This window comes from Leptolyngbya sp. ST-U4 (genome assembly GCF_039962215.1).
Classification (GTDB): Bacteria; Cyanobacteriota; Cyanobacteriia; order Elainellales; family Elainellaceae; genus Leptolyngbya_A.
Genome location: NZ_JAMPKZ010000016.1, coordinates 1 through 12,518 on the forward strand (window position 1 = coordinate 1; position 12,518 = coordinate 12,518).

General features: G+C 52.0%; 10 protein-coding genes and 1 pseudogene. 4 read left to right on the forward strand and 7 right to left on the reverse strand.

All coding sequences use genetic code 11. The features are described 5' to 3' along the window. A pseudogene (locus NDA02_RS19530) lies at positions 1-195 on the forward strand (photosystem II q(b) protein); the annotation flags it as partial. 237 nt (positions 196-432) lie between these two features. Here the strand turns inward: NDA02_RS19530 and NDA02_RS19535 are convergent. From NDA02_RS19535 to NDA02_RS19545, 3 genes are all read right to left on the reverse strand, one after another. Further along, entirely contained in the window at positions 433-1,029 is a 597-nt protein-coding gene (locus NDA02_RS19535; RefSeq protein WP_190790232.1) for a DUF4126 domain-containing protein, read from the reverse strand. Positions 1,030-1,229: 200 nt separating this feature from the next. Beyond that, positions 1,230-3,098, reverse strand: coding sequence for an ATP-binding protein (locus NDA02_RS19540; RefSeq protein ID WP_190790231.1), 1,869 nt, complete (start codon positions 3,096-3,098; stop codon positions 1,230-1,232). A 334-nt stretch (positions 3,099-3,432) separates the two neighbouring features. Next, positions 3,433-3,669, reverse strand: coding sequence for a hypothetical protein (locus NDA02_RS19545; RefSeq protein ID WP_190790230.1), 237 nt, complete (start codon positions 3,667-3,669; stop codon positions 3,433-3,435). Positions 3,670-4,091: 422 nt separating this feature from the next. On the opposite strand from NDA02_RS19545, the gene lepA reads away from it, so the two are divergent. After that, complete coding sequence (lepA, locus tag NDA02_RS19550) at positions 4,092-5,894, forward strand: translation elongation factor 4 (protein ID WP_190790229.1); 1,803 nt, start codon at positions 4,092-4,094, stop codon at positions 5,892-5,894. A gap of 48 nt (positions 5,895-5,942) precedes the next feature. Here lepA and NDA02_RS19555 read toward each other — a convergent pair whose 3' ends face one another. Beyond that, a complete protein-coding gene (locus tag NDA02_RS19555; protein WP_190790234.1) occupies positions 5,943-8,093 on the reverse strand; it encodes a hypothetical protein in 2,151 nt (716 codons plus the stop codon). A 153-nt stretch (positions 8,094-8,246) separates the two neighbouring features. Here NDA02_RS19555 and fetB point away from each other — a divergent pair, with 153 nt between their 5' ends. Continuing rightward, positions 8,247-9,026 carry an iron export ABC transporter permease subunit FetB gene (gene fetB / locus NDA02_RS19560; RefSeq protein ID WP_190790228.1) on the forward strand — a complete coding sequence of 260 codons (780 nt, stop codon included), beginning with the start codon at positions 8,247-8,249 and terminating at the stop codon, positions 9,024-9,026. Positions 9,027-9,041: 15 nt separating this feature from the next. Here the strand turns inward: fetB and recR are convergent, their stop codons facing one another. The 3 genes from recR to sppA all read right to left on the reverse strand — a co-directional run bounded on the left by recR (position 9,042) and on the right by sppA (position 11,308). Then, entirely contained in the window at positions 9,042-9,653 is a 612-nt protein-coding gene (gene recR, locus NDA02_RS19565; RefSeq protein ID WP_190790233.1) for a recombination mediator RecR, read from the reverse strand. An 86-nt stretch (positions 9,654-9,739) separates the two neighbouring features. Continuing rightward, entirely contained in the window at positions 9,740-10,126 is a 387-nt protein-coding gene (gene aroH, locus NDA02_RS19570) for a chorismate mutase (protein WP_190790227.1), read from the reverse strand. A gap of 348 nt (positions 10,127-10,474) precedes the next feature. Next, positions 10,475-11,308, reverse strand: coding sequence for a signal peptide peptidase SppA (gene sppA / locus NDA02_RS19575; RefSeq protein WP_348248783.1), 834 nt, complete (start codon positions 11,306-11,308; stop codon positions 10,475-10,477). Positions 11,309-11,577: 269 nt separating this feature from the next. Here sppA and NDA02_RS19580 point away from each other — a divergent pair, with 269 nt between their 5' ends. Further along, complete coding sequence (locus tag NDA02_RS19580) at positions 11,578-12,486, forward strand: Cof-type HAD-IIB family hydrolase (protein ID WP_190790743.1); 909 nt, start codon at positions 11,578-11,580, stop codon at positions 12,484-12,486. Positions 12,487-12,518: the final 32 nt, after the last annotated feature.

Here is a 12,518-nt window from a genome sequence, read left to right on the forward strand (position 1 = left end):
CTGAACGGCTTCAACTTCAACCAGAGCATTCTGGATTCGCAGGGACGGGTGGTGAACACCTGGGCGGATGTGTTGAACCGGGCGAACCTGGGCATGGAAGTGATGCACGAGCGCAACGCTCACAACTTCCCGCTTGACCTGGCTGCGGGTGAGGCTGCTCCTGTTGCAGTGACCGCTCCCGCTATCCACGGTTAAGCTCTCGCTGCTTAGCAATCAAGGCACTCTCCTCAAGGAGGGTGTCTTTTTGCATTCGTTGAGTGTAGCAATTAAGTGGGTTTCCGCTGCTTTTCAGTTGGCTTTTAACAAGTAATAGCGATCGCTTCTTAAGTCCCTGAAAAGAATTGAAGGATTGTACTCAGGCAAATTTGCCAGCGATGCCGTTGTGAACAGAAGTCCTCAAGGAGCACCAAATTAAATTCTTAAACTTAGGAGCTAATCTGGCTCCTGTTTGTATCGGCGTGGATTTTTGCGCTCGCCTGGTTTTGCCTGTGCCTGATACCACTTTCGCCAGCCTACCGAACTCCGAATCATGAGCCAGAACAACAGCAGCGCAATAATGCCGCCTTGAGTTGGGGCATCAAAAGCTAGCAGAACCAGCAGCACACACAAAAAATCCTGGGCAAAAATCATCCAGATGGGCAAACCCCGCAGGCGATAAAACCAGCCGATCTGAACAAGTTGTAGCACCAGGGCAATCAATCCACAAACCGTGCCAATCAGCACCGTAAACCAGCCGGGAAACAGAGCGGTTCGCGCCACGGCAATGCCGACGATCGCCCCCACGATAGGACTGCCCACAAGCTGCACGATCTGCAAAACGCGCTGTCCGAGTCTGCCTTTAGAGAGAAAGAGCTCAACGGTTGACCAGCTCACCAAAACACCCAGAACAATACGGGGGGGAATCTGGGACAATAGCGGCATGTTTGCCCAAAGATTGTCGCTGTAGAGCAATCCAATGAGTAGCAGGGGAAGAGCAATTCTCATACCAGCCGCCGTCGAGAGCGCAAGAGCGGCAAAAACCTCGATCATGGTATAAACCTCAAGCAGCCCTATCGAAGACAAGTTTCAAGATTGGTTTACAGCGATCGTGAGGGCACGCAACCAGCGTAGCAAACAAAAAATATGGCTCTTGACATTCTCTTGACATTCAAAGAATGCTATTTCTCAGTCTAAAGCAAGCCTCCGTAACCGTAACCTCTGGACGTCGCAGACCGCAGTAGCGCAGCAGACTACAGAAGCAAATCGGCTGCATCGGGTAAGGGAGCCGTTACTATTAAAGGATCGTGAAACAAGGGAACGGTGAAAGTAACGGTTGATCCCAGTCCTTCGCCCATACTGTAAAAATTGACTTCTCCGCCCATTGCCTCAACCAACTTTTGGGAGATCGCCAGTCCCAAGCCAGTTCCGCCATACTGACGAGTACGTGAACCGTCTACCTGGCTAAACGACTGGAATAGCTTGTCCTGCTTCTCCAGAGATACCCCAATTCCAGTATCAGCAACACTAATTTTGACAATGCCCGGCTTTTCCTGCTTGTCTTCGCTGTGGGGCATTCGCTTAGAGAGAATTTCTGCGCTGATGGTTAGTCCGCCTTCATGGGTGAATTTAATTGCATTACCCACCAGGTTGAGCATGACTTGCAGCAATCGCTGGTAATTGCCGTGGAGAATCACTTCGTCGCGGGTGGCAGGCGTGCGAATTTCAAAGCTTAACCCTTTCTGCTGCGCTTGAGGGCGGGTGAAATTGTCAACGGCATTGAGCAAATCATCCAGCTTGATTGGATTCAGCTCAAGCTGCATTTTCCCGGCTTCAATTTTCGCAATGTCCAGGATGTCATTAATGATATTGAGCAAGTGGATTGCTGAGCCATACGCTTCCTGAAGAAACTGGCTCTGCTCTGCCGGGTCGTCAGCCATGCCGTCCATGATTAGCTTGAGGAAGCCAATCACGCCGTTGAGGGGAGTCCGTAGCTCGTGGGAGGTGTTGGCAAGAAATTCGCTCTTGAGTCGAGAAGCGGCTTCTGCCTGCTGGCGGGCATCTTCTAGTTCCTGATGTTTTTTTACCAGGCTGTCGTTGGCCTGCTGAAGTTCCGATGCGAGATTCTGGCTCTGTGCAAACAGTGAAGCATGGGCAATCCCAGTTCCCACTTGATCAGCGATCTCTCTCAGCAGGTCAATCTCGATATCGCTCCAGACTCGCGATCGATCCGTCTGGTACAGCACAATCAAGCCATTTGGCTGATCCTGGTAGCAGGTGGCAATCGTCACTACAGAGGCAGACAACTCGCTGTCCTGCTCTTCGGCAGTGCTGCAAGCAATCGGTTTTAGGGTGGTCAATGCCTGAGCAAAATAGGCTTCCTGGACGATCGAAAACGATCGATTGAGCAGGGAGGGCAGCTCTGGACTGCAATATTCTGCCACTGCACAGACTTCGTTATGACCAGGCGTGTAGGGAAAAATCAGGCAGCGACTCACGCTAAACGCTTCTCCCAATCCTTCTACTGTCTGTTGCCAAATGGTTTCTAAATCCAGAGTGCGGCGAATTTTCCAGACTAGCTCGGTCAGGCGTTTTTGATAGCGATGCGCGGCGGTTTCTGCTTCGGGGCGATGTAGAGCAGTTCTCTCTTCAGGGCGATCGGCAAGGCGCAGCAAATGCCCTTGCTTTGATCCGGGAACGACCTCGGTAACAGGTTCTTGAGGGGTGGTGTAGAGAAAGCGTCCCATGACCAGAACGCTGGTTGCCGTGCCGTGCGGCATCAGGATTGGGCTGACCGTGAGCTCAAAAACGAGATGCTGATTGGCAACTTGAAACGCAGACTCAAACCGGAGCGGAATCAGATCGCTCAAAACCTGGTGAATGCGCTCTAGATAGGAAGCAATCGCCGCAGGCGCGAAAGCAGCCTCTACAGCTTGCCCAATGACCTGATCGAGTTTCAGTCCAAAGCGATCGGCATCGCGCCAATAGAACGACAAATACTGCCCAGAGCCGTCCTGAGTGAAAACCAGATCGGCAGCCGGAAGAGACCCGTCGAATTGTTGAAACGTACCCGGATGGATTGACTCAGTTGTCGAAGGTGAACGATCGCTAGGCAGAGTCATCAGCGTAGAACTCAGAGTACACAGTGAATAGGGTCAAGCACTGTCCCAGGTTTGCGGTAAGGGTAGATACGATGCGTAGATGCAACCTGCAAATGCTTTGTGACTGACAAGCTTGCGACTGACAAGCTTAATTATTCATCAGCAAATCTAGAATTCCCGCTTTTGCTTAAACCTTTTACTATTATCAGTGGTTTCACTGAAATTGCTTCAAGTTCAGCTAAGTCTAAATGTTTGTAACACCCCAAAGATTGATTCAACCTGTCAAGGCTTGCCTCACTTTTTACCCTATTTGCCTTATTTTAGAGGGGAAAAAGCGCGATGGGTTAAGCGACGGCTAGTCGTTCCATTCGCCCTTAGGCGGAACGGGTGGGTTGCGGCGAATCGATCGGGTTAAATCATCATCTCGACGGCTGCCTCCACCCAGCCATTGACGTACAGCAACTTCGATCACCTTACTGGGATTGCCCGTAAGATGATTGATTTGCTCAAGCAGGTCAGCATCAATTTCGATCGACAGATTTACCTTTTCGGAGTCGGAGGTGGATTTAGAATCTACAGCAGGGTCAGTCATAAGCCAGTTAGGGGCGGAGGGGAAGCCGCAACAGGAGGACAACAGCAAGAACAATATTGAGGAACAGCCGTTTTTATTTTTCTCTTTGGAAAAGGGGCGTGTTTCTCACATCACTATTAAACCTTATCCTTTTCACGATCGTTGCGAACAGCAGAAATCCTTCCCCTAATTTCCTAAAAATCTTACTGAAGCGAGCCATTTCAGCGGAGGAAAGCCTTTTGCCGGATTCCCGCAGCGTGACGAACAGCTTAAAATGTTTTAAGCAGATGACATATTGGTTCACCCAATCCGCCAAGACTTCCATTGAGACTCCGATTGTCTGGATCTCATGACACGAATTCCGACGGATAATCCTAACGGAGCAAGTAACCCGATCGATTCTGAGACGCAAATTCCTCGCTTTCCCCCTCATACTGCGTGATATGACCGACGTACCTGTTTCTCGCATTCGGAATTTCTCCATCATTGCTCACATCGATCACGGGAAATCGACCCTCGCCGATCGGTTGCTTCAGGTAACGGGAACGGTGAGCAATCGGGAGATGAAAGAGCAATTTCTCGACAATATGGAACTGGAGCGTGAACGGGGCATCACGATCAAGCTTCAGGCGGCGCGGATGAGCTATACGGCAAAAGATGGTCAGGAATATGTGCTGAACCTGATCGACACGCCGGGACACGTAGACTTTTCCTACGAGGTATCTCGATCGCTGATTGCTTGCGAAGGGGCGTTGCTGGTGGTCGATGCATCCCAGGGCGTGGAAGCGCAAACGCTAGCAAACGTCTATCTGGCACTGGAACACGATCTGGAAATCATTCCGGTGCTGAACAAGATTGATCTGCCGGGAGCCGAACCCGATCGCGTCCGGGAAGAAGTCGAAGAAGTCGTCGGTCTGGACTGCAGCGGCGCAATTTTAGCCTCAGCCAAAGAAGGGATCGGGATCGATGAAATCCTGGAGTCGATCGTCTATCTAGTTCCGCCGCCTGAAGATACGGTAGACAAACCCCTCCGCGCTCTGATTTTTGATAGCTACTACGACGCTTATCGCGGCGTGATCGTCTACTTCCGGGTGATGGATGGCAAAGTTCGCAAAGGCGACAGAGTGCGTCTGATGGCATCCGGCAAGGAATACCAGATCGACGAACTGGGCGTACTGTCGCCAAACCAAATTGAGGTGGATGAGCTACATGCGGGCGAAGTGGGCTATTTTGCCGCCTCGATCAAAGCCGTTGCCGATGCGCGGGTAGGTGACACGATTACCCTGGCATACGCCCCCGCTCCTGAAGCCCTACCGGGCTACGCCGAAGCGAAACCGATGGTTTTTTGCGGACTGTTTCCCACCGATGCCGACGAGTATCCCGACCTGCGCGAGGCACTGGAAAAACTGCGCCTGAATGATGCCGCCCTCAGCTACGAGCCGGAGACTTCGAGCGCGATGGGCTTTGGCTTCCGCTGTGGCTTCCTCGGTCTGCTCCACATGGAAATTGTGCAGGAGCGATTAGAGCGCGAGTATGACCTGGATCTGATTACCACTGCGCCCTCGGTAATCTATCGCGTCACCAAAATCGACGGCGAAGTGCTGTATATCGATAATCCTAGCCTCTTGCCCGACCCGCAGTACCGCGAAAAAATCGAGGAACCCTACGTGCAGGTGGACATGATTACGCCCGAGGAATTCGTGGGTCCGCTAATGGAGCTGAGCCAGAGCCGGCGGGGCGAATTCAAAGACATGAAGTACCTCACTAAGGGGCGAACCACGCTGATCTACGAGATTCCTCTGGCAGAAGTCGTAACGGATTTCTTTGATCAGATGAAGTCTCGATCGCGCGGCTATGCCAGCATGGAATACCAATTGATCGGCTACCGGGAAAACTATCTGGTGAAGCTGGATGTGATGATCAACAGTGAGAAAGTTGATCCCCTGGCGACGATCGTTCACCGAGACAAGGCATACTACGTCGGCAAAGCCCTGGTCGAAAAGCTCAAAGAGCTCATCCCCCGTCACCAGTTCAAGATTCCGATTCAGGCGGCGATCGGCTCCCGGATTATTGCCAGCGAACATATCCCCGCCCTGCGAAAGGACGTGTTAGCGAAGTGCTACGGTGGCGATATTTCCCGAAAGAAGAAACTCTTGCAGAAGCAGGCAAAGGGTAAGAAACGCCTGAAGGCGATCGGCACTGTAGACGTTCCGCAAGAGGCATTTATGGCAGTGCTGAAGCTTTAGGGCTGCCTGAGTCGCAAACCTTGAGCGAATCTAACAATTAAACCCGGGTCAAGTTGCCGAGCGATCGTCCGGACGCTTGCCCGTGTTTCGTACGTTCACCAGCTTGCTGAGAAACTCAAACCAGAAGGCAGCTCCCATTGAGATTGCCAGACCGCTTACGATCCAGCCGATAGCGCGCTTGAGCTGATTCCATAGTGGCATCCAGGGAGCCGGCTCTTCAGGCTTGCCGTCGCCGTTGCTGTCGATCGGCTTGATTGCCATTTGCTGCGATTGGTTTTCCTCGCCCCAGCCTAGCGGTAGTTGTGTCACATCCCCAACTGCTTGTTCGATACAGTTCACTGACGAATTAGTAGAAGCTGAGGAAGCTTCAGGTTCAGACGGAACAGCTTGAGCTTGGGCATAGGCGGGCTGCTCGAAAAATAGTCGGGAAACGGGAGCAGGCTCGGCGGGTGGAGCAACGGGAGCCGCCTCGGGGGCAGGTGGAATGACAGGCGGAGCAACTTCAGGCGCAGGGACGGGTTCAGGATTGGTGGCAGGAGCTGCTTCAGGGTTGGTAGGGGAAATCGGTCTGGGGCAGGATTGGGTGACGATTTCGGCAGAAGAGACAAGTGCCTGACGCAGCGTAGTGCTGGAGGCAAGTCGTTGGGCGATGTGAATCGTGTCGGCATTTGCGGCAAGGGCGATCGTCAATCCAATCAGGAAACCTACGCCCTTCGCATTGCGCTTATACACACCAGAGGCGCGCTCCATCGAGCGATCGAACCATTTCTCGACTTCCGTTTTGAACTGATACAGGTCGTCCTGAGCACGTCTTACTTCACCTTTAGCCTGAGTGGGGTTAATTTGGGCACGGTCTGCCAGCGCATTAAGACTGACTCGCACCGAGAAGGGAAGCGTCTGGGCAATCTGCTGAGCATCCCGATGAATTTCGTTGTAGAGGGCGATAATTTCCTGGTAGCCGGAGAGGTTTGGATTGCTTCTCAGCGATTCACTATCAGTAAACCGCCTGTATTTTTGGTCTACGTCCTGAAGGTCGCTGCGAAAGGCTTTCATGACCTGGGCAACGCTAGGTTGAAGCTGCTGAATCAGCTCATTGGTGTTGTGGTATTCGCCCTGAGGGTCTTCGTAAAAGACGAGCTGCCGAATTGAGACGAGTTGATTTGCAAAAGCATCAAAAGCTTCCAGATCTTCAGGGGCGATCGATCGAGCGCGGTTTGTGTCTTGAGATGCCGCCAGTTTTTTGCGGATCGCCTGCGCGTTGTTGACATACTCAACCAGTTCGCCGCGAATGAGGCTAATCGTCATTTCGAGGCTGAGCCGCTGATCGACAAAGGCTTTGAGGACGAGATGCAGTTTGTCGCTGAACTTATTAAAACCTGCATCAATAAAGCGATTGAGTTCCTGGCTTTTTCCCTGACTCTGATACCGTTTCACTGCATCTTCAATGTCAGAAATAATCTGATCCTGAACCAGGATTTGCAGATTTAGAGCGGTTAAGCGACGAGTGAACTGCGGAATGTTGAGGATTTCCAACAGTGTCGTAGCAAAGGTTTCAGACGGAATGTAGGATGGCTCGTTGCCCCGCTCGAGCGTCGTATTGCTCCTGCCTACAGTGACGACCGATCGCGTTACGCCACGAATCAAGCCTTCAAACCCTTCTCGCGCATCCTGACTGATGTTGCGAATCAAGGGGTCATTATAGATTTTCTGGGTAACAGCTTTTGCGCGATGGAGTTCTTCAATCAGCAGCGCATCCCGAAGTCGTCGCGAGATTTCAGATTTGATTGGAATCGTTGAACCTGTTTCAGTCACGCCATCACCGCTCACCAACCCTTTTGAGTCCAATGCCTGAACGATCGCCGCTGTCTGTTCTTCGGCAGTTCCTCTGAGCGTTTCGAGCTGGCTCTGGATCAGGTCTTGAATCGCCGGCTTATTGGGGTCAGAATCCGGCAGGAAACTCACTGTGTGCTGTGCAACCTCGGCAGGCGTTTGAAAAATTCCCTGGTTTGCCAGCTTCAGGTAATCGCCCTGCACAGAGCCATCTCCCATCAAGAGAATTTCGATCGACTTCTTCAGGTGGGCGGCTCGCCACTGCAAAATGGTCGCCAGGATCTCCTGGATTTCTGAAGAGAGCAGGCTAAGGATGAGGTAAATCAAAACTAGCCCGATCGCAACATCTACAATAAATGGCAGATTCATGACAGCAACTCACAAATTCAATACGAAGTAAATGCACTCTATCGAGAATGCCCCAGTGTAAGCGCTGGCAATCGGCGATGGGAAACTTGAAATACAAGTTAAAGCAGCGGAATCAAAGCTAAAATTTGCACATTTCAGCGGATCCAACGGGCAATGAATGGATTAATCGAGCTAGATCTGGTCAGGATGGGGTTTGCCCTGGGACTGGTGCTGATTGCGATCGCCCTATCTGCTTGGCAAGGGCTGGGATTGGCATGGAATCTTGCAGTCGCGACGGGACGAACGATCGTGCAGCTCACCGCAGTGGGCTACGTTCTGGAAATTGTGTTTGCCCTGAATAATCCGATCGCGGTGCTGCTGATTATCGCAGCCATGGCATCGATCGCCGCTGTCGTTGCCCGAAACCGAATCAGTAAAAAAATCCCGGCACTGCTTCCAGTGGTCGGGGGGTCAATTCTGCTCAGTACCGCTCTGACGCTGGCGTATGTGAATCTGCTAGTTCTGCGTCCCGATCCCTGGTTTGAGCCGCAGTACCTTGTGCCACTGGCAGGAATTTTGTTGGGAGGTGCGATGAATGGGGCGACGATCGGCGGAGAACGGTTTGTTAGTACACTCAACAATAGCCGCCAAGAGATTGAAACCCACTTGAGCTTAGGCGCAACTCCGCAGCAGGCAACTACCGCCTATCGCCGTGAGGCAATCAAAGCGGGACTAATCCCTGCCCTGAATCAAATGTTGGTCGTCGGAATTGTGACGCTGCCAGGAACCATTACCGGACAAATTCTGAGCGGCGTAAATCCGCTCGATGCCGCAGTCTATCAAATGCTGATTATGTTTATTCTGGCATTTGCAACCCTCTGCACCACATTTCTGCTGATTCAGGGACTCGATCGCCAATTCTTTAACCAAGCAGCCCAGCTTGTTACCCACTAAGCCTGGTTCAAGAACCTAATCAAGTTCCCGCCGTCCTTCTAAGGCTCTGGCAAGCGTTACTTCGTCGGCATACTCCAGATCGCCACCCATCGGCAGACCAAAAGCAATCCGGGTAACTTTGGTGAATGGCTTCAGCAGTTGACCGACATAGAGCGTTGTGGTTTCCCCTTCGACGCTAGGGCTGATCGCCAGAATTACTTCCTTGATGTCCTGCTTGCTGACGCGCCGCACGAGCTGCGTAATGTGAAGCTGATCGGGACCGATGCCATCCATTGGCGAAATCAATCCGCCCAGGACGTGATACTTGCCTTTGTATTCGCGGGTTTTCTCCAGCGCAATCACATCTCTAGAATCGGCAACCACACAGATTGTATTCGGGTCGCGATTGGGGGTGCGGCAAATTTCACAGACTGGCTCAGCCGACAGGTGAAAGCACACCGAACATAGCCCTACTTGCTGCTTGGCTTCAACAAGTGCCTGTGCCAGGGCATGAACTTCTGCCTCTGGTCTTCGTAAAATGTGCAGCGCGAGACGCTGTGCGGTTTTTGGACCCACACCGGGCAATCGCTGAAATTGCTCAATTAAACGAGCTAAAGGCTTGGTGTAAACCGTTGGATTTCCTCCAATGTTGCTCTATCTCGATCATAGCGATCGAGTCAACTGGTTGCGAGTAGGGATTTTTCGACCCTGAAACTGGAAAGTCGCGGGGAGAATTAATGCTCGATCGTCGCCATACTCCAGTCCGGGCGCAGATATTTCGCCTGCCGCAGATAAGGATGGTGAATTTTGACGAAGGGATCGGGCGTGTTGATGTGGATTAGGAAGCGAATACAGCGTTCCAGACTGCCCTCGACGTGCATCTGCTGCACATCCAGAAGCGGCACATCCTGCCAGTGTGGACGCTGACGGGCAACGGATGCGGGAAAAATTGCATCTAGATCGCGGGTGACAGAAAATGTGGCACTGATAATATCGTCAGGGTCGATGGGGTTTTGGCGTTCTAGCTCGTCCAGCAGTTCGGCGACAGCTTCCCGGATCGCCTCTACCGTGTTTTCTGAAACCGTTGTTGCCCCACGAATTGCCCTTACTTTCCAGCCCACGTCGATCGCCTCCTATGTTTCAACACGCTTCCAATCCCTTCGATTTGCCCGGCTACTCTAAAGGGGAACTGCTTCGCATGGCTCTTGTGTAAACAAAACAGCTCTGTACAGCTTTGTGCAAACAAAACAGCCCTGTGTAGACCAGACAATCGATCGCTTCATTCCATCAGGCTTCAGTTTAAAGTCTAATGGTCTGATGTCTACAATCTATCCTCCTCAGTTCTGCCTTGAAATGCCAAGGACTTAACTTAAAATTCACAACTTGAAAATTTACAGGCTGAATTGACAAGCTGAATTCAAGAGTCAAGTGCGATCATGCCCATGCTGTCTTCAGCAGTGTTTTATGAATTAGGGGCGAAACATCCATAGGGGCAGTCCGTTCGTTTCCATTTCAAACTCCAGCCAATTCAGCCCGCCGAGGAGGCCTTTATTTTGGCTGCGGCTTTGGCTTCGACCCGGCAGGAAGCGGCTGAGCCATCCCTTTTTGCGCTCCTCAATGTTGTGGAGCTGGGTTTTTTCGGGGTCGAGTCCGACTAGTTCGGCTGCCCAGCGACGCGCATCTTCTTCGGTTCCCAGGCGATCGACGACTCCTAGTTCTAGAGCCTGTTCTCCGGTAAAAATGCGTCCGTCAGCAAAGCTACGAACGGCATCCACACTGAGGCGACGACCTTCGGCAACTGTCTGGACAAACTGGTTATAGCTGGTGTCGATGAGCTGTTGCAGAATCTGCTGTTCTGGCTCGGTCAATTCGCGATCGAACGACAGAATATCTTTATAAGGACCAGATTTGATTACCTTAAAGGAAACGCCGACGCGGTCGAGCAGTCGTTCCAGATTATTGCCGCGCAGGATCACGCCAATGCTGCCCGTGATCGTTCCCGGATTGGCAACGATGTGTTCTGCGCCCATGCCAATATACACACCGCCCGATGCCGAAATATTGCCAAAGCTGGCGATGATCTTGGTTTTATTACGCAGCCGCTTCAGGGCACTGTAAATTTCCTGGGAGTCCCCCACCGTTCCGCCAGGGCTGTCGATCCGCAACAGCAGAGCGGGGAATTTCTTTTCTTCGACTGTTTTTAGGGCATCGAGGACATACTTACGGGTTGCACCTGCGATCGCGCCTGAGACTTCAATTCGTGCAATTTGCTTGCGAAACCGGGGCTTAAAGAGCCGAATCATGCTTTTTTTCAGTAACCTATCAATAATTGAACCAGTCAGCAAGTGTTGAACTTGAAACCTTCAGCAAGTGCTGAGCTGCCAAATTCCAGTGTGCCTTATCAGACGGGACGATCGGGATTCGCGAGAATGGGGATGTCCCTACCTGGGGGGTGGGGCACAAGTGTGTTGTCCCTCGATCGGTATTTTTGGATCGGTATTTTTGGATCGGTGTTCTTGGATTTAGATTCTTTTTGTGACCTATTCCGTAAGCAATTTTGCGACTAAATTCTATGTCAAATTCCACCCTAAATCTGACGGCAAATCCTGCCGCTGAAACGCATTCGCCTCAGATTCGCTTGATTGCGATCGACCTCGACGGAACCACGGTGGGCGAGTCGAACCAAATGACCCCTGCCGTGCAGCAGGCAATTCAGGCAGCTCAGGAGAAAGGCGTGCAGGTGGCGATCGCCACGGGGCGGATGTTTCAGTCTGCCCTGCGCTTTTATCAAACCATTGCTCCGAAGGAAGAAAGGCTTCGCAATGCCTTAACGCTGCCGCTGCTGACTTATCAGGGGGCACTGATCAAAGACCCGACCACCGAGAAAATCTATCGCCATCTCACCGTGTCTCGCGAGGCAGCCCTGCAGTTGCTCGATTACTTTGAGCAGCCGGAACTGCACGATCTGCTGTCGATTCACTTTTATATAAACGATTTGCTGTATGTGCGCGAGATTACGCCAGAAACAGAACTCTACGCCCAGCGCAGCCAAATCCAGCCGTTTGCAGTAGGGGATTTGCGGCGGATGCTGGTGGATCATGAGCCGACTAAAATCCTTGCCCTTTGCCATGATCCCGCCGTGATCGATCGCCTGCTTTCTTCGCTACGGCAGCAATATACTCCGGCAGAGCTTTACTTCACCAAATCCGTTGCGACGTTCTTTGAGGCAACCCATCCCCTCGTCAACAAAGGAACCGCCGTCCGCTATCTTGCAGAAGAAATGCTGGAACTGCGTCCAGAAAACGTGATGGCGATCGGCGATAACTTTAATGATCTGGAAATGATTCAGTATGCAGGAATTGGTGTGGCAATGGGAACTGCGCCCGATGCGGTGAAGACTGCCGCTCACTGGGTTGCCCCTGATGTGGAATCAGACGGAGCGGCTGTGGCGATCGAGCGATTTGTTCTTCAGGCGAAATAAGCTGGGAAACCAGTTGAGAAACCAGTTGGGCA